General features: G+C 36.9%; 18 protein-coding genes, 1 tRNA gene, 1 pseudogene and 1 riboswitch. Of the genes and pseudogenes, 14 read left to right on the forward strand and 6 right to left on the reverse strand.

The window, feature by feature from the left end:
• Window positions 1–11: 11 nt before the first annotated feature.
• The 6 genes and pseudogenes from BN1225_RS12270 to BN1225_RS12295 all read left to right on the forward strand — a co-directional run bounded on the left by BN1225_RS12270 (window position 12) and on the right by BN1225_RS12295 (window position 4,826).
• Complete coding sequence (locus BN1225_RS12270; protein ID WP_041140092.1) at window positions 12–776, forward strand: ABC transporter ATP-binding protein; 765 nt, start codon at window positions 12–14, stop codon at window positions 774–776.
• A gap of 113 nt (window positions 777–889) precedes the next feature.
• Window positions 890–2,059: an FtsX-like permease family protein gene (locus tag BN1225_RS12275; RefSeq protein ID WP_147585216.1), complete on the forward strand. Its 1,170-nt coding sequence runs from the start codon at window positions 890–892 to the stop codon at window positions 2,057–2,059.
• Window positions 2,060–2,833, forward strand: a complete 774-nt coding sequence (locus BN1225_RS12280) for an ABC transporter ATP-binding protein (protein WP_041140094.1) — start codon at window positions 2,060–2,062, stop codon at window positions 2,831–2,833.
• Between the two features lie 69 nt (window positions 2,834–2,902).
• A tRNA-Thr gene (locus tag BN1225_RS12285) sits at window positions 2,903–2,978 on the forward strand.
• Window positions 2,979–3,032: 54 nt separating this feature from the next.
• Window positions 3,033–3,791, forward strand: a complete 759-nt coding sequence (locus BN1225_RS12290; protein WP_041140095.1) for an EFR1 family ferrodoxin — start codon at window positions 3,033–3,035, stop codon at window positions 3,789–3,791.
• 129 nt (window positions 3,792–3,920) lie between these two features.
• Window positions 3,921–4,826, forward strand: a pseudogene (locus BN1225_RS12295) (tyrosine-type recombinase/integrase).
• Between the two features lie 40 nt (window positions 4,827–4,866).
• Here BN1225_RS12295 and BN1225_RS12300 read toward each other — a convergent pair.
• Entirely contained in the window at window positions 4,867–5,469 is a 603-nt protein-coding gene (locus BN1225_RS12300) for a C39 family peptidase (protein ID WP_052466641.1), read from the reverse strand.
• A gap of 108 nt (window positions 5,470–5,577) precedes the next feature.
• Window positions 5,578–5,736: riboswitch (M-box (ykoK) riboswitch) on the forward strand.
• A gap of 333 nt (window positions 5,737–6,069) precedes the next feature.
• On the opposite strand from BN1225_RS12300, the gene mgtA reads away from it, so the two are divergent.
• Complete coding sequence (gene mgtA, locus BN1225_RS12305) at window positions 6,070–8,748, forward strand: magnesium-translocating P-type ATPase (protein ID WP_041140096.1); 2,679 nt, start codon at window positions 6,070–6,072, stop codon at window positions 8,746–8,748.
• A 96-nt stretch (window positions 8,749–8,844) separates the two neighbouring features.
• Complete coding sequence (locus tag BN1225_RS12310; RefSeq protein WP_041140097.1) at window positions 8,845–9,120, forward strand: hypothetical protein; 276 nt, start codon at window positions 8,845–8,847, stop codon at window positions 9,118–9,120.
• Between the two features lie 2 nt (window positions 9,121–9,122).
• Here BN1225_RS12310 and BN1225_RS12315 read toward each other — a convergent pair whose 3' ends face one another.
• Window positions 9,123–9,917 (reverse strand): putative manganese transporter, encoded by a 795-nt coding sequence (locus BN1225_RS12315; RefSeq protein ID WP_041140098.1) that lies wholly within the window; start codon window positions 9,915–9,917, stop codon window positions 9,123–9,125.
• A gap of 157 nt (window positions 9,918–10,074) precedes the next feature.
• On the opposite strand from BN1225_RS12315, the gene BN1225_RS12320 reads away from it, so the two are divergent.
• From BN1225_RS12320 to chbG (BN1225_RS12330), 3 genes are all read left to right on the forward strand, one after another.
• Window positions 10,075–10,842, forward strand: coding sequence for a carbohydrate deacetylase (locus BN1225_RS12320; RefSeq protein WP_052466642.1), 768 nt, complete (start codon window positions 10,075–10,077; stop codon window positions 10,840–10,842).
• A gap of 124 nt (window positions 10,843–10,966) precedes the next feature.
• Entirely contained in the window at window positions 10,967–11,740 is a 774-nt protein-coding gene (gene chbG / locus BN1225_RS12325; RefSeq protein ID WP_041140100.1) for a chitin disaccharide deacetylase, read from the forward strand.
• 12 nt (window positions 11,741–11,752) lie between these two features.
• Window positions 11,753–12,523 (forward strand): chitin disaccharide deacetylase, encoded by a 771-nt coding sequence (gene chbG, locus BN1225_RS12330; protein WP_041140101.1) that lies wholly within the window; start codon window positions 11,753–11,755, stop codon window positions 12,521–12,523.
• A gap of 231 nt (window positions 12,524–12,754) precedes the next feature.
• Here chbG (BN1225_RS12330) and BN1225_RS12335 read toward each other — a convergent pair whose 3' ends face one another.
• Complete coding sequence (locus BN1225_RS12335) at window positions 12,755–13,246, reverse strand: DUF4352 domain-containing protein (protein ID WP_041140102.1); 492 nt, start codon at window positions 13,244–13,246, stop codon at window positions 12,755–12,757.
• Between the two features lie 152 nt (window positions 13,247–13,398).
• Here BN1225_RS12335 and BN1225_RS12340 point away from each other — a divergent pair, with 152 nt between their 5' ends.
• Complete coding sequence (locus tag BN1225_RS12340; RefSeq protein ID WP_041140103.1) at window positions 13,399–13,674, forward strand: helix-turn-helix domain-containing protein; 276 nt, start codon at window positions 13,399–13,401, stop codon at window positions 13,672–13,674.
• Window positions 13,675–13,760: 86 nt separating this feature from the next.
• Here BN1225_RS12340 and BN1225_RS14185 read toward each other — a convergent pair whose 3' ends face one another.
• On the reverse strand, window positions 13,761–14,801 hold the full coding sequence (locus tag BN1225_RS14185) for a serine/threonine protein kinase (RefSeq protein ID WP_052466644.1): 1,041 nt from the start codon (window positions 14,799–14,801) through the stop codon (window positions 13,761–13,763).
• Between the two features lie 61 nt (window positions 14,802–14,862).
• Here BN1225_RS14185 and BN1225_RS12350 point away from each other — a divergent pair, with 61 nt between their 5' ends.
• The gene (locus BN1225_RS12350) at window positions 14,863–15,276 is read left to right on the forward strand and encodes a hypothetical protein (protein WP_041140104.1); all 414 of its coding nucleotides are present in this window, start codon (window positions 14,863–14,865) and stop codon (window positions 15,274–15,276) included.
• A gap of 13 nt (window positions 15,277–15,289) precedes the next feature.
• Window positions 15,290–16,510 (forward strand): DNA recombination protein RmuC, encoded by a 1,221-nt coding sequence (locus tag BN1225_RS12355; RefSeq protein ID WP_041140105.1) that lies wholly within the window; start codon window positions 15,290–15,292, stop codon window positions 16,508–16,510.
• A gap of 33 nt (window positions 16,511–16,543) precedes the next feature.
• Here the strand turns inward: BN1225_RS12355 and BN1225_RS12360 are convergent, their stop codons facing one another.
• Both BN1225_RS12360 and BN1225_RS12365 read right to left on the reverse strand, forming a co-directional pair.
• Complete coding sequence (locus BN1225_RS12360) at window positions 16,544–18,892, reverse strand: HAD-IC family P-type ATPase (protein WP_041140106.1); 2,349 nt, start codon at window positions 18,890–18,892, stop codon at window positions 16,544–16,546.
• 142 nt (window positions 18,893–19,034) lie between these two features.
• Window positions 19,035–20,615, reverse strand: coding sequence for a hypothetical protein (locus BN1225_RS12365; RefSeq protein WP_041140107.1), 1,581 nt, complete (start codon window positions 20,613–20,615; stop codon window positions 19,035–19,037).
• Window positions 20,616–20,637: the final 22 nt, after the last annotated feature.

Below are 20,637 nucleotides of genomic sequence, written 5' to 3' on the forward strand. Positions count from 1 at the left end.
GAGGAAAAAATATGGATGAAGTATTGAAAGCAACCGGAGTCGAAAAGACTTATGGACTGCATACAAAACAGCCCTTCAAAGCTTTAAAAGGAATTGATCTGACGATCAATGAAAATGATTTTATTTGTATCATGGGACCATCAGGAAGTGGGAAATCCACCTTTATCAATGTTATCTCGACGATTGATAATCCGACCGGCGGACGTGTCGTCATCGGTGGTCAGGATGTGACTGAAATGACAGAAGAACAATTAGGTCGTTTTAAATATGAAAATCTTGGTTTTATCTTTCAGGATTTCAACTTGATTGGCAGTCTGACTATATCGGAAAACATTGCGGTACCGCTTTCCCTGTCTCATAAATCGAAACAAGAAATTATTCAAGATGTAGAGGCAGTCGCTAAAAAGTTAGGCATCGATCATCTGCTGCATAAATATCCGGAAGAATGTTCCGGTGGTCAAAGACAACGTGCCGCTATTGCCAGAGCTTTAGTCAATCAGCCAAAACTGATTGTTGCCGATGAACCAACCGGTAACTTAGACAGTGAAAACTCACATGAAATTCTCAGATTGTTTAAGCAGTTAAATGATGAAGATGGTGTTACGATTCTGATGGTAACGCATGATTCGATGATTGCCAGCTATTCAAAAAAACTCTTATTTATCAAAGATGGTGAACTGGAAACAACCATTGAAAAATTAAATAAAACCCAAAAAGAATATTATTATGAAATTGTTGATGCAAACTCAAAAGAATCACAGGAATTATTTCAATAATGGGGAAAGCTAAATTTGCTTTAAGGATGCTCAAACTGGAGTATCAAAAAACATTCTTTTATGGGTTGTCCCTCGTTTGTTCTTCCGCCGTTATTTTCTTATTCTTTAATTATATGGATAATCATATTATTGGAAATGAAATCGGTACCGGAATGGGCTTTAGTAATCTGCTTTCTCTTGCGATCATGTTGATTGCTTCAGCTACCGCCTGCTTTGCCAATGGATTTTTCCTTTCTAAAAAGAATGAAGAAATAGGAATCTATACGATGTCCGGAGCCGGAGTCGGCGGAGTCAGTATTTATCTGATTGTTCAGAACTTTGCGATTATCATCGCTGCTATTCCTTTAGGATTTTTGATTGGTTATCTGGCAAATCCGATTTTAAATCAGATTGTTTACAGCAGTCTTCATATTACCGGGAATCTTTGGCATATCTCTACTCAAGCCATTGTCATGTCTGTTATTACCTTGCTGACGCAAACCGCCGCACTGACTGTCGTGAACGCCGGATATGCTTATCGTCATGACATTCTGCAATTACTGCACTTTAATAATACGATGAAAGCAGAAGCACCGGCATCTTCCATTCGTATGCCCATTATTGTTTACTGGGTAACCGCACTTATTCCATTATATGTCTTTTTCCAAGTGCCGGTTGCAAGCAATGATACGATGGTGTTTCTTGTTGTTTCCTGTGTAGGACTTTATGGAATTTCCGGCTTATTCAAACGTGGACTGCCGCAGCTGTTTGAATTTTTGCAGCGCCATTTCAATATGAATCATAAAATCCGTTTGATTGGCTTTGGAAATCTCTCTTATTCCATTGCCAGAACGGCAACATTGATCAAAATCATTATTGTTGCAATCATCTGTATGATCTGTTTATGTATTACCTATCATGATGATCCAAGCAACAGCACATTGATTTACTTTTCTTATGGAGTGATCATTTTCTTAATGACATTTTGTATCGTGTATCGTGTAATTGTGGAAAATTCATCGAATGGACCCCTGTTTGAATCGTTATATAAACTTGGCTTTGTGCGTAAAGATTTAAAAAGAATTATGCGTTTTGAAACATTAGGACTTTATGGCATTATCCTATTTATTCCTACTCTATATATTGGAATCATTCTCTTTATCTATATCCAGCACGGATTGCTTTCGGTGGCAATTGCCGTCAATCTTGTCTTGGCTTATCTGATTCCGATTGTACTGGTGGGACTTATCACATATCAAAATTATAAAAAAGTTATTTTTAACTATATTGAAGGAGGACACTAAATGGAAACAAATTCTGTACTTACCGCTAAAGGTGTCAAAAAAATCTATGGTCAGTTTGATGATCAAAAAGTTGTAGCCTTAAAAGGAATTGATCTAAATATGGTGGAAGGAGAATTCGTTTGTATCATGGGGCCTTCCGGAAGTGGAAAATCTACTCTGTTAAATGTATTATCGACTATCGATCTTCCTTCTAAAGGATTTGTTCATATTAATGGCACTAATGTTGTCAGTATGACCGAATACGAATTAGGACAATTCCGTTATAAAAACTTAGGCTTTATTTTTCAAGAATTCCATTTGATAGAAAGTTTAACGATTCTAGATAATATTGCGGTACCGCTCTCACTTGCTAATGTCAATAAAGAGGAAATCAAAGCCCGCGTCGAAGATATCGCTAAAAAGTTAAATATTGAGATGACCTTAGAAAAACATCCGAGCGAATGTTCCGGCGGACAAAGACAGAGGGTGGCGATTGCCAGAGCCTTAGTAACGAACCCTCGTTTAATCGTCGCTGATGAGCCAACCGGAAACTTAGATAGTCAAAACTCTCATGAATTATTATCGATCTTCCGTCGTTTAAACAAAGAACAGGGTGTAACGATTTTGATGGTAACACATGATGCGACGATCGCAAGTTATTCAACAAAAATGCTTAGAATTAAAGATGGATTAATTGAAACTGAGTTAGAAGCAGATGGTATGAGTCAAAAAGAATACTTCTATAAAATTGTTGAAGCAAATTCACAGGAATCACAATTAGAATTTATGGATTAAGGTATAAATTATTCAATTTATATCTTTTTTCTTTATTCGCTTTGATGTATAATATTTTATGTATTCACTGCCGACATAGCTCCAACGGTAGAGCAATCCACTCGTAATGGATAGGCTGCTGGTTCGATTCCAGTTGTCGGCACCATAAGTTATTAAGGGATCACTTGGTGATTCTTTTTTTATAGAAAGGAGATTGAAGATGGTAGGTTTATATTTCAGTGGAACCGGAAATTCAAAGTATTGTTTAGAACGCTTCCTACAAGAATTTGAAGAAAGTGCAATGTTTTCAATCGAAGATGACAAAGCCATTGAACAAATCAAGTCCCATACCCAAATTATTATCGCTTATCCGGTTCAATATAGTAATATTCCTAAAATATTAAGAGATTTTATCATGGAACATTCAGATTTATGGAAAGGGAAAGACATTTTTATAATAGCGACAATGGGACTATTTAGTGGGGATGGTGCCGGTCTCCTTGCCCGCTTATTAAAAAAACAGGGTGCACATTGTATTGGCGGACTGCATGTGAAAATGCCCGACAGCATCGCTGATGAAAAAGCCTTGAAACGTTCATCCAAGAAAAATAAAAGTTTAATCCTTGCAGCAGAAAAGAAAGTCGTACAAGCTGCACATGACTTTCAAAATGGTCGGCCTACACAAGATGGAATTGGTTTTTTATCACATCTCGCCGGGTTATTTGGTCAGCGATTATACTTCTATACGTTGACACAACACTACTCCAGCAAACTAAAAATAAATTCGTCTCAGTGTATTGGCTGCGGGCGATGCGTCCAATTATGTCCAATGAAAAATATAGAACTGGACCATGCTAAAGCAATCGCTAAAGATCAATGTACGATGTGTTATCGCTGTATCAATCAATGCCCCATGCAAGCAATCACCCTGCTGGGAAAAAAAGTAGTCACACAATATGATATTCATCATTATTTATAAATTTCTCTTATATCCTATCCCTCTTCCTATTTATTTTAGTCAATAACTGTATACTGTCCATCACAATTACTTTACTAATCACCTTCGTTCCATTACCATTTATTACAGGTATAAAATGGAGGAATAAAGATGAAAGAGAGATTAGAGACCTATTTAAATGAATGCCGATTACAAAAGAATTTAAGCACGAAAACGATTAAAGCTTATTCAATCGATCTAAAGCAGTTCTTGACGTACAGTCAAGATCGTGAATGCTCAAGAGAATTATTAAATGATTATATTGGTTATTTATCCCGACTCTATTCAAAACCAAGAACGATCAAAAGAAAAATTGCCAGTCTAAAGGCTTTTTTTAATTATCTGGAATTAGATGATTATATAGAACATAACCCTTTTAATAAGATTCGTTTCAAATATAAAGAACCCCTGCTGCTTCCCCGTACAGTTGATCTTCAATATATGACCTTAATCTTAAAAAAGGCATACGAGGATATTCATCAAAGCCGTTCTTCATATGAAATAAAAACGACCACACGTAATGCCGCTGTGATCGAACTGCTTTTTTCTACCGGATTAAGAGTATCCGAATTATGCAATATAAAAAAAGAAGAGATTAATCTTGATCAGGGGCAGCTGTTGATCTATGGAAAAGGAGCAAAAGAAAGAAGTCTTTATATCGGAAACTATAAAGTATTACAGATATTAAAAGAATATGCCTGTTTGTTTCAAGATCAAATGGATAATTCGATCTTCTTTTTTATTAATCGGAATGGAAATCGTTTATCCGAACAATCCGTCCGATTTATTTTAAGGCATTATGAACGTGTATTAAAATTAAATTAGCATATTACCCCACACATGCTTCGTCATACTTTTGCCACCCAATTATTAGAAGAAGATGTGGATATTCGTTATATTCAGCGAATTTTAGGACACAGTTCCATTACAACCACTCAGATCTATACTCATGTAACCTCTTCTAAACAACGGGAAATCTTAATTCAGCGTAATCCTCGAAATCGCATCCCGTTATAAGAAAATATCTGGAAATACATTCGTTTCCGGATATTTTTTATTATTTAGAGATTACAAAATATGGGCACTGATACATCCCATCTACATTCCGACATAGATTTTTATACTCCTCGATAGTGGTCTTACGATTATATGGCAAATCTTCATCTTGACAATTTACCATGTAAGGCAGACTTTCGGCAAAGTAAAAATAATCTTCATCATAACCGATAATCGGTACATAGTGGGTATAGGGTTCTTCCATATTTACACGAATAAAAGAAATAACCGGCACTCCCAAGCTGATATCCTGTTTCAATTCTTCAATACTTGCATTCTTCTTAAATGTAATCGAATAGCCTTGCAGTCGAAAAAAAGTGACGATGCCTTCCGGCAATGCTCCCTGAGGTATTTTTGCCGGGAAATTCTCATACAAGCTTTTCCCATCCGCCTCTTCTCCAAAAAAACGGAGTATATAAGCCGAAGAATAAGCTGAGCACTCCAATCCGGATTGGTAGTCAAAATAATTATCCGATACATTCATAACCGCCGGTGGATATTCCCATATTTGTTTAGGTCTTAGGGTGGGTAAAAATATAATTCCCAATAGGAGAATGAACCCTATAAACATACATTTGCGGTATCGATAAAATAACTTTTTCATGGGTATCCCCCCTTCTATCTTCATCATAACATGTTTCAAAATCAGATGAAATACACGTTTAGTGGTTGACAAAAGATTTAAACGTCATATAATTTTAGTGTAAGTAATAAAATAATCTGGTAGGTGAGGCTCCTACAGGGATACGGACTGCTGCCGCGAAATGATGGAGACATCATGAGTTGGTTTGAACAGGTTATATCGTCAAGGTATAACATAATGCAGTTTCATCGCCCTGCAAAGCTAAAGCTTGAACGGTATGAAATAGAAAGATCATTTTCCATGGACCGTTTGGCTTCCATGGTTTTTTTATTGAAAGGAGATGAGCATGATGGACGAGTATCGACGTTATAAGAATTGGCAGATGTTTTCATCATGCTTATTTTAAGCATGCTTAGAACCCGTCTGCCATGTGTGCGGACGGGTTTTTATTATGCCAAAATTTAAAGGAGGTGAGGAAAATGGATTTAGATTCCAGTAGCAGCGGCACAAAATCAAAAGAGCGAGTCTCGAGAAAAATGGGGTTGAATCCACTTTTCTCACACAAAATTCAATAAATGTTCTTAATTTTGTGCCTATCTAAAAAATAGAGGAGGTACAAAAATGAAACTAACAAACACTCAATTATTTACTCAACAGGAGTTAGAAACAAATCAATTACTCCAACTGGCCAATATGCCCATCGACCAGTTATTTAATCAACTAGAAAGCTCAAAACAAGGATTAACCTTTCAACAGGTCGAAAAAAGACAAGAAAAAGAGGGTAAAAACATTATTGACCACAAAAAAAGAAATTCAATTTTTAAACAGTTATTTTTAGCGTTTGCTGATCCCTTTTCAGCCATTTTGCTTGTATTAGCGATTGTTTCTTTATTTACAGATGTTATTTTAGCGGACCCAAATGATAAAGATCCGACTACTGCGATGATTATTTCTGTTCTCGTACTGATTTCCGGGATATTACGTTTCGTTCAAGAAAACAAAAGCGGTAATGCTGCCGCTAAACTTTCGGAAATGATTCTTACCACAACCTGCATTGAACGTACGCCCATTGGAAAGAAAGAAATTTTATTAGAAGATGTCGTCGTTGGAGATATTGTTCATCTTTCTGCCGGGGATATGATTCCTGCCGATCTGCGTATCCTATCCGCAAAAGATCTTTTTATCAGTCAGTCTGCATTGACCGGGGAAAGCGAACCGGTGGAAAAGTATTGTACAAATCAAACGTATGGGGATTTATTTTCTCATCCGCATTTAGCCTTTATGGGCAGCAATGTGATCAGCGGAAGTGCTGTCGGTATGATTCTAGCGACTGGGAATCGTACCGTATTAGGTACAATCGCGAAAACACTGAATGAGAAACCGCCTAAAAGCAGCTTTGAAAAAGGGGTAAACTCCGTATCATGGGTATTCATTCGCTTCATGCTTGTGATGGTACCGATTGTTTTCTTTATCAATGGATGGACCAAAGGAGATTGGATGGATGCCGGTTTATTTGCTATTTCTGTAGCGGTTGGGTTAACTCCGGAAATGCTGCCGATGATTGTCACCACCGGATTAGCTAAAGGGGCTGTGGCCATGTCTCACAAAAAAGTAATCGTTAAAAATATGAATTCAATCCAGAATTTAGGGGCGATGGATATTTTATGTACAGATAAAACCGGTACCCTGACTCAAGATAACGTAGTATTGGAATATCATTTGGATATTATCGGTAATGAAAATGAAAGAGTATTGCGTCACGCTTTCTTAAACAGCTACTATCAAACAGGATTAAAAAATTTAATTGATTTAGCGATTATACAGTTTGCAAAAGCAAACATGGACGCTTCTTTTTGTAAAGAAGATTATCATAAAATCGATGAGATTCCTTTTGATTTTGAACGACGCCGCATGAGCGTCGTGATTGAAGATCAAAATAAAAAAACGCAGATGATCACTAAAGGAGCAGTCGAAGAGATGCTGAAGATCTGTACCTATGTCGAGTATCAAGGGGAAATCCAACCCTTAAATGATACACTTAAAACGATGATCGAGCATGTTGCGGAAGATCTCAATCAACAGGGATTGCGTGTCATTGCTTTAGCTCAAAAAACAAATCCAATGCCTGTAGGCGAATTTTCCGTCAAAGATGAAGCGGATATGGTATTGATGGGATATTTAGCGTTCTTAGATCCCCCAAAAGAAACAACAGCTGACGCCATTAGAGCTTTGCAAACTTATGGTGTTGCCACAAAGATACTGACAGGGGACAATGAAAAAGTGACGAAAAGTGTATGCAGTCAAGTCGGATTAAAAGCAGATTATCTCTTGTTAGGCAGTGACATTGATAAGATGAACGACAATCAGCTAGCAAAAGAAGCAGAAAAGACCACTGTTTTTGCGAAACTTTCACCTGCCCAAAAGGCAAGAATCGTCAGCATTTTAAAAAATAACGGTCACGTTGTAGGGTATATGGGGGATGGCATCAATGATGCTTCAGCAATGAAAGTTTCCGATGTTGGCATTTCTGTCGATACCGCAGTCGATATTGCCAAAGAAAGTGCCGATATCATTCTTTTAGAAAAAGATTTGATGGTTTTAGAAGAAGGGATCATTGAAGGAAGAAAAATTTATGCCAACATGATTAAATATATTAAAATGACCGCATCATCAAATTTTGGCAATGTCTTTTCTGTATTCATTGCCAGTGCTTTTCTTCCATTCCTGCCAATGGCCTCTGTTCAGCTTCTATTATTGAATCTGATCTACAATATCACCTGTACTGCGGTACCTTGGGATCATGTCGATGAAGATTACTTGCTTGTGCCTAGACCTTGGAATGCTTCTTCAATTGGCAGATTTATGGTATGGATCGGTCCCTCTAGCTCTATCTTTGATATCATCACGTTTATCTTGATGTATTTCTTAATTTGTCCAATGATTTGCGGTGGGATGTATCATCAGTTAAAAGACCCTGCAATACAAGTTCTGTTTGTATCGCTGTTTCAGGCAGGCTGGTTTGTTGAATCGATGTGGAGTCAAACCTTGATCATTCATATGATTCGTACCCCCAAACTTCCATTCATTCAAAGCCGTGCATCAAAACCATTAACTTTCTTTACGCTTACAGGTATTTTAGTGCTTACGATTATCCCTTATACCTTTATTGGGGATAAGATCGGACTTTCCCCTCTGCCTGCAATTTATTATATGGCACTGCTGTTGATTATTATCGGTTATGTATTACTGACCACGTTTATGAAAAAACACTATATCAGAAAGTATGGCGAACTGCTGTAATTAAAAATTCCCGCTGTCTTAATAGAATAACGGGAATTTTATTTTATTCACCTTCCTCCTGTCTTTTGAGTGCATATAATAGAAGGGGTGAAATTTATGTCGTATATATTAATCGGAATCATTCTCTTCCTGCTTTATTTCTATATTGAAACAAGAGTCCGCTATCAATTGGAATTCAAAATGATCCGCTTGATGAATCAATCTGTACAGATTTACAGCCGTGGACAATATTATGAAAAAAGAAGCTATGTCGTCATGACTATCCTTTCTGAACTTAATTGGCTGGGACATCTTTTTATCAATGAATACAAACTTAACAGGATTTATCGCAAATTATTATTGCTTTATCCTACGCAGCCTTATATTCTATAGAATTATCTATAGAATACATAACCGGCAAATAAGGCAGAAAAATAGATAAGCAATGTCACAAACAGACATTCTTTCTTATTTTTATGATAACGATACAACGTCAGCATACCTAATCCGGTACTGCAGCTTAATCCGGTAAATAAAGCACCAAAGCTAATCAACCCATTCAAATAGACTTGAGCTAAGATCATTGAGCCGGCACAATTTGGAATCAAGCCGATCAAACCGGCTATGATAGGCTGCAAAATAACATGTGTATTTAAAAACCCGGTAAGCTGATCTTCCCCGATAAACGCAATAATTAAAGAAATAATAACCTGACTGATAAAGACAAATACGGTAATTCTCAATGTATGTTCAAAAGCATGACGCCAATGGTGATGACAATGCTCCTCTTCAACTGCCTCTTCAAAGACAGGGGTTGGGAAATGGACTAGGAAATTCACAAAGATTCCCAGTATGATACCAAAGATTAACTTTAAACATAACAGCCATAAAACATCTGGGCTGAAATGAGACCCTGTCAATAAAATAATGACGGCCTCATCACTGGAAGAAACGAAGATTGCAATCAAGGTTCCTAAACTAATCAATCCGGTACTAAATAATTTGGAAGCCATGATACTGGTCCCACACTCCGGTAAAATACCAATCAAACCGCCAACGATCGGTCCTGCTTTTTTAAAGCGATGGTGCAGCCAATCTTTATCCTCAATATATTCTAAGATTAAATAGATAATAAAGATCACCGGCACAATCATGAGTGTATCTTTGATTATATCTAACATCAGTTCCATATTTACACCTCCTACTCCCATTATTTACAATAATAGTCCTATTCATTCAAAAATTCAATTATAGTGTTTTGCAAGCTGTTTTTCAAATTATAAAAAAATAGATTTTATTTTAGATTCGTCACTATACTATACCTTATAGATAGGAGGACATAAAATAATGACAAGACTTATTGTTAACGGGGATGACTTTGGTATGTGTGAAGGGGTCACCTTAGGAATTTTAAAAGCACATAAAGACGGGATTTTAAGATCAACAACGATGATGACAGGTATGCCTTTTGCCGCTCAGGCTGCACAAATGGCAAAGGATTATCCGAATTTAGGAGTCGGGCTTCATTTTAATCTCACTGCCGGCAGACCGGTTTGTGATCCTAAAGAGATTCCCAGTTTAGTAGAAGCAGATGGAAGCTTTCATTCTAACAGTTGGCATGAAGCAAATAAAAAAAGCAGTATAGATCAAGTCAACTATGAAGAAGTTTATAAGGAATACAGTGCACAATTACAGCGCTTTATAGAATTAACAGGACATATGCCGGATCACTTTGATTCACATCACGGATCAAGCGACTATCCACTCTTACATGCTCAGCTGCAAAAACTGATTGATCAGTATGATGTGCCTACTCGCTGTTCATTTGATTATATTGACTGCAATTATGAAAGACCCACCTATTTTAGTACCTTTTACGATAAATTGGCAGCTGTTGAATATTTTACTGAAGACCAAGATCATCTTTTAGAACAGGATTTGGTGGAAACCATGTGTCATCCGGCTTTTGTAGACAGCTTTCTTTTAGCGACGTCATCTTATAATGTACAGCGTACAAAAGAATTGGCAGTGTTGTGTGATCCCCGTGTTTTAGAATGGATCCAAAACAATCATATAGAGTTAATAAACTTTCAGGATTTAAAGAAAATAAAGTAAAGAACTTCTGACCTTGAAGTTCTTTTTCACTGGTTTTAAAAGATAATTTTCAGAATATTAAAAAGCATTTATTATTTAACTAATCCCACTATACTATAACTTATAGATAGGAGGACATAAAATAATGACAAGACTTATTGTTAACGGGGACGACTTTGGTATGTGTGAAGGCGTTACTTTGGGGATTTTAAAAGCACATAAGGAAGGAATATTACGTTCTACAACCATGATGGTCGGAATGCCTTTTGCCGCTCAGGCTGCACAAATGGCAAAAGATTATCCAAACTTAGGAATTGGGATTCATTTTACGCTGACAGCCGGTAAACCGGTGAGTGATCCAAAAGAGGTACCAAGTTTAGTAGAAGCTGACGGGACTTTCCATTCGCAAGCTTGGCATATTAAAAACAAACAAAAACCGATAGAGGAAGATGAATTAAATTACGAAGAAGTGTATAAAGAATATTGTGCTCAGCTAAAACGCTTTGAAGAATTAAACGGACGTTTGCCGGATCATTTCGATTCTCATCATGGTACCAGCTCTTATCCGCGTATTTATGAACAAACAAAAAAACTGATCGAAAAATATGATGTACCGGTTCGCTGTTCATTTGATTACGTAGGAGGAAACTATGAAAGACCGGAATTTTTAAACTATTTCTATGATGATCAGCTTTCTATAGAATATTTTATTGAAGATTACGATCATATCTTAGAAAAAGACCTTTGTGAAACCATGTGCCATCCGGCTTTTGTAGATGAATATCTCTATACCCATTCTTCTTATAATATCCAACGTACAAAAGAATTAGCCATCCTAACGGATAAGCGTGTATTGGATTGGGTGAAAGATAATCATATCGAATTAATTAACTTCCAAGATTTAAAAAAGATAAAATAAAGGGGACATAGAATGACTAGATTAATTATTAATGCCGATGACTTTGGAATGAGTGAAGGAGTCACTTTAGGTATTCTGAAAGCACATCGTGATGGTGTATTACGTTCAACAACTTTAATGGTAGGAATGCCTTTTGCCGCTCAGGCAGCACAAATGGCAAAAGATTATCCGGATTTACACATTGGAATCCATTTCACTTTAACTGCCGGTAAACCGGTATCTGATCCTAAAGAGATTCCTAGCTTAGTCGATCAAGACGGTTATTTCCATTCTCAAGACTGGCATTTAAAAAACAAAGAAAAACCAATGGATCAAGATGAGTTAAATTATGATGAGGTATATCATGAATTAGAAGCACAATTTAATCGTTTTATTGAATTAAATGGTCGTTTGCCGGATCATATCGATTCCCATCATTTCTCTTCCTCATATCCACGTGTTCACGAACAAGCTAAAAAATTTGCTTATCAGTATGACTTGCCTGTGCGTTATACGCATGACTATATTGAAAGCAATTATGAGAAAGTAGAGTTCTCTAATCGTTTCTATGCACAAAATGTGTCTATTGAGTATTTCACAAATGATTTTGATCAGATGCTTAAAAAAGATGCGTTTGAAATCATGTCACATCCGGCTTTTGTCGATCAGTATGTGATGACACACTCATCTTATAATGTTCAAAGATGCAAAGAATTAGATGTTTTATGTGATCCTCGCTTAAAAGAATGGATCAAAGAAAATAATGTGGAAATGATCACGTTTGGAGATTTAAAAAAATTATAAAATAAAGAGGATAAGGCTTCATTTCTTTTCCAACAAGGAGTGAGGCCTTTTATTTGCTGTATTGGGTTAATGTGTTGTATGATGAAAAAAACCTCAAGATTTATTTTGAGGTTTAAAATTATATTGAATTAAAATGGATATAACGGACTTGTAAGTTCCGTTTTTTTAATAAGTAAGAGAAGGAAAAGCAAATTCAATATTTGCTCTGATGTCATATTTTTACAATTCATACTAGTCAATTTTTATCGTAAACGCCGCTTTAGAATCCATGATAGACGGATAATACGCTAGTTTCAAACCTGTATCCCCCTCCGGTTCTTCAAACACTAAATCCCCTTCAATGGTACCGCCAGCTAACAAATCCCCGCTATTTAATGCGTTAATGTTATCCAAAGCCGTGATTTTATAGCCATCTTCTTGACCATTGGAATTCTGCATTTTCCAATATAGAGCATTGTAAGAAATTTTATCCTCTGTTTTGTTTTCAATTTTAATATGGACAATCACATATTCTTTTCCCTCTGCGGCTTCAAAATACTGTTGCCCTTTTGTTTTTTCAACCCCTGTCACTCTGTATTCGACTTTTTTATAAGTCGCTGTCTCCGACTGAGCAAATTCCGTCTTTTCTGGTGTTTTATCTTTCCCATCACCAGAACTTGAACATCCGCTCATCAACACCGCACATACTGCCAAAGCAGTCAATGCTTTCAATAATTTTTTCATATTTTCCCTCCACATTTAGAATAATTTCAATTATTCTGTCTAAGATTATTCTAGCAAATAAAATAATCATTTACAATGATATTTTATCATTTTTGATATATGGTCAAATTATAGAAATATGAGAAAATAAGGTCGAAAGGAGTGTGTAAGCTATGGAATTCGAGTTCCTTAATGAAGATAAACTTTATGATATGATTGGTAAAAATATAAAATATTATCGAAATTTATACAGCATATCAAAACAAAAAATGACACAAGAGACATTAGCCGAAAAAATTAATGTTTCCACAGCTTTGATCGGTAATCTAGAAAGCAGCCGAATTCACCAAGGTATTAGTATCTTAACTCTTTGGAAAATCAGCCAAGTCTTAGAAACTCCTATCGAAAAGTTTTTTCAAACACCTGTTATTGACCAAAATAAAGAATAATCTATAATTCTATTATATCGATTCATACCTATACTTGGTCTGCTTTCAGCAGACAAAAACCAGCGGATAAATTTATCTGCTGGTTTTTATGTAAGTGAAAAGGCTGCCATCATGATTACGAAAAGCCAAAAGACAGCAGTCAAAACCAGACCGATGACAATCATGATCTTATTTTTACACTGACTAAATAAAGCCGTTTTCCTTAACCCCATGAAATCAAAAACTAAAAGCGGAATAAAAAGGAACCAAATCGAAAAACTGACTTTTGATGCCAACTGTTCATTGCTCGTTCCATTCACGACAGTGATATGCATCGCTAAAAAAAGACTGGCAGTGTAATAGACAATCGCTGCGATCATATGAGAAATTTTTTTATGACGAAATCCGGGAATCCCATACTTTTTATGTTCATCAAGAAAGGCATCCGGATGATAATGGTGCAGTGCCTGTTTTAGCTGTTCGACCTTCTGATATCTTCTTTGCGGATCTAAAGCTGTCGCTTTTAATATAATCTTGCTTTCCTCTCCGCCATACAGTTCATCTTGCGGCAGCTGCTTTGTGAACAATACATTTAAAAGCACGCCTAAAGCATATATGTCACTGCGCGAGTCACTTTGAGAAAAACCAAACTGTTCCGGTGCAGCGTATCCAACACTTCCCATTACCTGCGTATCTTTATTCTTCATATAATCATAAACACGTGAAATATCGAAATCAAAAAGAATCGCATGCCCACGATAGTAAAAGATATTTTCCGGTTTGATATCCCGATGAATGATTGGTGGATAGAGCTGGTGAAGAAAACTTAAGGTATCACATAAATCATCCATGATACCTATAATCTGTTCCTTGTTCAACTCTTCGTTCATTAATACATTATCCAATGTCAGTCCATTGATGAACTCTTCAATCACGATCAGTTTTTCGTCTTGAACCCACAGATCCATTACCCGTACAAATCCGGGATTAGGATGTTCCTTTAAACGCTGATAGGTATCCAGATCATACTGACTTAGTTCCCTTTTAATATAACAACAATGATCAATCTCATGATAAACAAGCTCAATTTTCTTGCTTTCTGTTGCCTTAATCGTTTTAATTGTTCTATAAACGGTTAATTTATCCATCCTACTATTCTCCCTTGTTAACCTACTGTAATTATTATAAAATAAATTGGGTGAGAAAAAAATGAAATCAACAACAGATTTATTAAATATTATAAAAAACAGTAAAGATGAAGCATTAAAAGAGACAATTGAAACAATTAAAGAAATGTCCTTTAGTGAGTATTTCGATTATTTGTGCAGAATAAAAGAAGTAAGCCGAAGTGATATCATCAGGCAAACGAATTTATCCAGAACCTATGCCTATCAGATTTTCGATGGAAGTAAGAAAGCCGGACGTGATAAGATTATTCAGATTGCTTTAGCTTTAAAAGGCAGCTTGAAAGAAACAGAACGTCTGCTTAAATTATCGGGACATAGTCCTCTGTATTCTAAGATCCGCAGAGACGCTGTTTTAATTTTTGCCATCGAACACCAGTTAACCGCTATAGCGGCTAATGAATTATTAGATGATTTTCAGTTTGAATGTTTAGAATAATGGAAGGAGCTTTATGGAATATATTATAATTGGATTATTCATTTTGATCGTGGTGCTGCTGTTAGGGGTGATTTACCAGCAAACTCAGCAGAAAACAACTATGCAGCTAATAAAAAAAGAGATGATTGCCGAGTTATCAAATACGATTAAATGGTCTGTAGAACTGCAAAAGGAAATCGGTTTAACACAAAACAACAGTATAGCGCAGATGAATCAATCATTAATGATATCGTTAAGTCAGTTGGAAAAGCGTTTTCAGACCTTAGAAATGACGAATGAACAGAAGTTAGATGGGCTGCGTCTGACTATGGAAAAAAGATTAAGCTATATTCAAGAAGACAGCAATAAGAAATTAGAGGAGATTCGACATACTGTAGATGAAAAGCTCCAGACAACATTGGAAGAAAAAATGACGAAATCCTTCCAGTTAGTCAATGAACGATTGGAAGCAGTCTATAAAGGTTTGGGTGAAATGCAGACCTTGGCAAATGGGGTTGGCGACTTAAAGAAAGTATTATCCAACGTTAAAACACGAGGGATCTTAGGTGAAATTCAATTAGGCATGATCTTAGAAGAAATCCTGTCTGCAGAACAATATGAGACGAATGTCGCGACCGTCCCAAATAGTAAGAATGTTGTAGAGTATGCGATTAAACTGCCGGGTGATGAACGCAGTGTCTACTTGCCGATCGATTCAAAGTTCCCTGCTGATGCTTATCAGGCATTGCAGGAAGCCTATGAAACCGGAGATCCCAACCTTGTACAAAGTAATGCTGATATCTTAATACAACGCATCAAAAGCTTCGCTAAAGATATTAAAACGAAGTATATTGAACCTCCCTACACCACTGACTTTGCCATCATGTTCCTGCCTTTTGAAGGCTTATATGCGGAAGCTGTTAATCGTGGTTTAGTGGAAGTACTGCAAAGAGATTATCATGTGAATCTGGCGGGTCCAAGCACTATGGCGGCATTATTAAACAGCCTCCAAATGGGCTTTAGAACCATTGCCCTGCAAAAACGAAGCAGTGAAGTTTGGGAAGTGTTAGGTGCTGTTCGTACTGAATTTGATAAGTTTGCCGATATTCTCTCTTTAACCCAGCAAAGAATCGATCAGGCAAATCGTGAATTAGATAAACTAGTGGGGGTCCGTACTCGGGCGATCCAACGTAAACTGCGAAACGTTGAAAAACTTGATACCGCTTTAGCACAGGATATTATTGAAACAGAATAAAAAAAGGTGAGCTTTATCCATTGCTCATCTTTTTTATAACCATTTTTCTAATCCGTACTTCTCCCATAATCGAATAATCCATTCCAAAAGCTTCGTAGACCACTCAAAAAACAGTGGTGAAAAGGTAATCGCAGACACCAACAGCAAAAGAACGTTGAAATCGACAGCGACAAGTTCCAAAATTCCCTGTCCGATCAAGATACAAATCAAATACACCAAACGCATTGTATAAATCACAACTTTTCGATAAGTGGATAACGGGGAATATACTCTTTCTAACGCCAGCATATAGTTCCAACCGGTAATTAATACACTGGCGGTAGTCAGCATTGGACTGCTGGCTCCCATAGCACTGCCGATAGAAGTAATCAGCGTAATACAAATCACAATCGTTAAAGCGGTGGGAACCGCATTTTTAAAAACTTGTTTAAAGAAATGACCGTCTACACGATTAAAATTGGATTCTTGAGTCATCAGGAAAGTGGGAATCCCCACCGCACAGCTGCTGATGATGGATAACTGAATCGGTGCAAAGGGATAACCCTGTCCTAACAGAATCGTTTGTAAAGATAAAATAACCGAGAAAACCGTTTTAATCAAAAACATAGACGCCGCATAACTGATATTATTAATAACCCGACGCCCTTCATTTACGATAGTGGGCATAACCGCAAAATTACAATCCATCAAAACCAGATTCGCTGCATGTTTAGCCGCATCACTTCCTGATGCCATGGCGATTGAAACATCTGATTCCTTAAACGCCAGTACATCGTTGACACCATCTCCGGTCATCGCAACAGTATGTCCTAATTTCTTGATGGCCATAATCATCTGCTTTTTTTGTTTTGGCGTTACTCGTCCAAACACATTATAACGTGCGACTGCCTGTTCAATCGCATCTTCATCTTGCAAACTTGCTGCATCAATATATTTTTCGGCGTCCTTTAATCCTGCTCTTTTCGCAATCGCCGATACCGTCACCGGATCATCGCCGGAAATAATTTTAACTTTTACCCCTTGCTTTACAAAGTAATCAAGAGTATCTTTGGCTTCTTTACGAATGACATCGGACATTTGAATGATGGCAATCGGTTCCAATCCCTCGGGTATTTCCCTATCTTGATTAACATTGGGTGAATGCCCGACAACAATCAAACGATATCCTTCTTTTGCTAATTGATGGCATCTTTCCTGAAGATGTTCATAGCCATGAGGAAACAGGAACTTATTGGCTCCCATCAGATAGGTTCCTTCTCCTTTAAAAGCAGCCCCGCTGTATTTACGATCGGAAGAGAATGGAATGAGATGATCCAACTCAAGCTCGTCCACTTCTTTAAACTGTTCACGTAAAGCCATTGCCGTGACATTTTCATCCTGAATGACACGCATCAGATTTCCCATGATGAAATCGATATCTGCCTTTTTTAAGGTTTCCACTTTCTCAACCGCGATGCGCCCCTCTGTAATTGTTCCTGTTTTATCCAAACATAAAACATCTACACGCGCCAATGTTTCCATACAAGAAAGTTCCTGTACCAGTACTTTCTTTTTTGCCAGACGCATAACCCCAATCGTCATGGCGACACTTGTCAATAAGACCAACCCTTCGGGAATCATCCCCAATAAAGCGGCAACTGTCTGCAAGACAGAACTGCGGAATGTCAAATGAGTTAAAAAATATTGTTTTGCAAATAAGCCAACCCCGATCGGGATAATGATAATACTAATCAATTTTAAGATACGATCTAAGTTGCGATTTAACTCCGAACGATGTTTTTTAAATTTCTTTGCTTCGGCAGTGATCTTTTCCATATAGTTGTCTTTACCTACATGAACGACTTCACAATAAGCCTGACCGGAGGTGACAAAACTTCCCGAAAACAAAGAAGCCCCAACCCCTTTAAACTGCGGATCAGATTCTCCTGTCAATAAAGATTCATTGACCTCGATACGTCCCTCAACAATAACAGCATCCGTAGGAATCTGCAGTCCTTGTTTTAAAAACAGGATATCCCCAAGTACGATCTGATCAACGGGAATGCTGATCTTGCTGCCATTTCGGATGGCTTCGATCTGACTGACGGTAAGAATGGTCAGTTTATCCAGTGTCCGCTTTGAACGGATTTCCTGAATAATTCCCACCAATGTATTAGTCACAATGATCATAATAAACAACATGTTTTTGAAGGAACCGACAAGAATGACCAATCCCAATAAAATAATATTAATAATATTGAAAAAAGTCATCGTATTATCTAAAAAGATTTGTTGGTATGTTTTTGTAATCGTATTGCTTAAAAGATTGACTTGTCCGTTTTCAATTCTTTGCTGTACTTCTTCGTTGCTTAATCCTTGTTTTACTTTATTATGATCGGTCATTTTTTCACCTCAAATTCGTTCATATGACATTATATAACATTTCTTTCATTGACTTTATGATACAATAAATCACCATTTTAAGCAACTGATTACCCTTACCATTAGTTTTGCCTGATAAACAAAAAATAGACCATTGTAAGGTCTATTTTAACTGTAATATCTCTGTTACCTCTTCTTCTAACAGATAGCCGATATTTAACGTATCCCCGGCTTGAATGAATGGAATATTTTTCTCATCGACACTGATTTTAACTCGATATTTATTTCCATCGGTATCCTTAATATAATAGTAGCTGTCCCCATTAATCAAAGAATCTGTTATAGAGCCTATTGTAATTTCTTTAAATTTGACATTTTCTTGATCTATAACGGCATCTTTATCCCCAATATAATTTTGAGCAGCTGCTTCAATTCCTTCAGATGAATCTGTCACGACAACCTTTTGATAATCGGTCACATCTACAAAAGCATACATCTTTACCAGCCCGGCATTATCTTTTAATGAAATCAGATATGTCGGTTTGTTGTTTAGATTGATAAGCAATGGGAAACTTGCGGTATAGTTCATTTGCTGAACCTGACCTTTGGCACTTTCCATTGCCGATGTTTCCTGAGCTCCCGGTACCGGATAGAAGATTGTTTCTTTCGTTCTCATATTCGATAAGATAAACCCAATATTGGCAGCATCTTCGGTCGCTGAAGTAATTCCCGTATACAAATAGATATCATCATCTTTTGCGATATAATTGTAACCGTCTGTTGTTTTAACCACATTTTTCTGTCCGATAATCGAATTGATAAAACCATTACGATAACGTCCCCAGTCATCACTTTGTTCAATCAATAACGAAGCGGGATAAATATGATCAACCCATGTTGGTACATCCGCTACATTATAATATTGTGAGTCTCCTGTCACCGGATCTAAAATAACGGCTCCTTTGACATCTTCCAACAATTCTACCCCTTTGTATTTCAGCACAGGTACGATCCAGAAAGGTTTTCCTGTTTCATCGACTTCAAATGATTCCTCACCGAAGATAAATGTTGGATACTGAAAGCGCAATTGACGATAAAGATTTTCATTAAACATAGCAGAAGGAAGGATCTTCATCCCTTTTTCCAATTTCACTAAGTTTGATGAACCGTCTACGGAATCTACAGTAATGTATCCCATTACCCCATCACTGCGGTTCGAGAAATATTTAAAGAACCCGTTATATTCCAACGGAGTGACACGTACAACACGATTTTTATAATTAATCTGCGTATACAGATCCGACACATAAAACTGAGAAACTAACTCCGGCATTTGTCCCATGACACGATCCCCTAGTTTACTGGAAGAATCTTTATCTAACAAAGGTAAAGAGTTAAGGTCTACAACACTGACATCGGCAGTAAAGTCTCCGTCTTCACGTACTGTAATACGTTTTGAATACATAGATGCATTGATCAGCGGTGAATAAAAAATATTTAAAACGACAATCGCCAACACAATGACAACTAAAATCATTGGCTTTTTGCTGTTAAACTTCATTTTCTGCATTTGACGCGGATCAAAACTAGAAGCGAAATAGATGATCGTATAAAAGGCGATCAGCATCGCTGCATACACATAAAACAACATCGATTGTAAATTTAACGGCGGTAACATAAAGTAATATAAAACAGCCCCTGCTATAACCGTTAATACAATATTAATCAGAGTTTTCTTTTTCATAATGCCTCCTTGACAATACCAT

It is taken from the genome of Beduini massiliensis (genome assembly GCF_000829905.1).
GTDB lineage: Bacteria > Bacillota_I > Bacilli_A > Erysipelotrichales > Coprobacillaceae > Beduini > Beduini massiliensis.

Excerpts from the sequence above, each read along its gene's own strand:
- BN1225_RS12340 (WP_041140103.1), top strand. The coding sequence starts at position 13,399 with ATGGAATTCGAGTTCCTTAATGAAGATAAACTTTATGATATGATTGGT.
- BN1225_RS12355 (WP_041140105.1), top strand. The coding sequence starts at position 15,290 with ATGGAATATATTATAATTGGATTATTCATTTTGATCGTGGTGCTGCTG.
- BN1225_RS12335 (WP_041140102.1), bottom strand. The coding sequence starts at position 13,246 with ATGAAAAAATTATTGAAAGCATTGACTGCTTTGGCAGTATGTGCGGTG.
- BN1225_RS12270 (WP_041140092.1), top strand. The coding sequence starts at position 12 with ATGGATGAAGTATTGAAAGCAACCGGAGTCGAAAAGACTTATGGACTG.
- BN1225_RS12290 (WP_041140095.1), top strand. The coding sequence starts at position 3,033 with ATGGTAGGTTTATATTTCAGTGGAACCGGAAATTCAAAGTATTGTTTA.
- chbG (WP_041140101.1), top strand. The coding sequence starts at position 11,753 with ATGACTAGATTAATTATTAATGCCGATGACTTTGGAATGAGTGAAGGA.
- BN1225_RS12275 (WP_147585216.1), top strand. The coding sequence starts at position 890 with ATGGATAATCATATTATTGGAAATGAAATCGGTACCGGAATGGGCTTT.
- BN1225_RS12300 (WP_052466641.1), bottom strand. The coding sequence starts at position 5,469 with ATGAAAAAGTTATTTTATCGATACCGCAAATGTATGTTTATAGGGTTC.
- BN1225_RS12280 (WP_041140094.1), top strand. The coding sequence starts at position 2,060 with ATGGAAACAAATTCTGTACTTACCGCTAAAGGTGTCAAAAAAATCTAT.
- BN1225_RS12315 (WP_041140098.1), bottom strand. The coding sequence starts at position 9,917 with ATGGAACTGATGTTAGATATAATCAAAGATACACTCATGATTGTGCCG.
- chbG (WP_041140100.1), top strand. The coding sequence starts at position 10,967 with ATGACAAGACTTATTGTTAACGGGGACGACTTTGGTATGTGTGAAGGC.
- BN1225_RS12365 (WP_041140107.1), bottom strand. The coding sequence starts at position 20,615 with ATGAAAAAGAAAACTCTGATTAATATTGTATTAACGGTTATAGCAGGG.
- BN1225_RS12310 (WP_041140097.1), top strand. The coding sequence starts at position 8,845 with ATGTCGTATATATTAATCGGAATCATTCTCTTCCTGCTTTATTTCTAT.
- BN1225_RS12350 (WP_041140104.1), top strand. The coding sequence starts at position 14,863 with ATGAAATCAACAACAGATTTATTAAATATTATAAAAAACAGTAAAGAT.
- mgtA (WP_041140096.1), top strand. The coding sequence starts at position 6,070 with ATGAAACTAACAAACACTCAATTATTTACTCAACAGGAGTTAGAAACA.
- BN1225_RS12320 (WP_052466642.1), top strand. The coding sequence starts at position 10,075 with ATGACAAGACTTATTGTTAACGGGGATGACTTTGGTATGTGTGAAGGG.
- BN1225_RS14185 (WP_052466644.1), bottom strand. The coding sequence starts at position 14,801 with ATGGATAAATTAACCGTTTATAGAACAATTAAAACGATTAAGGCAACA.
- BN1225_RS12360 (WP_041140106.1), bottom strand. The coding sequence starts at position 18,892 with ATGACCGATCATAATAAAGTAAAACAAGGATTAAGCAACGAAGAAGTA.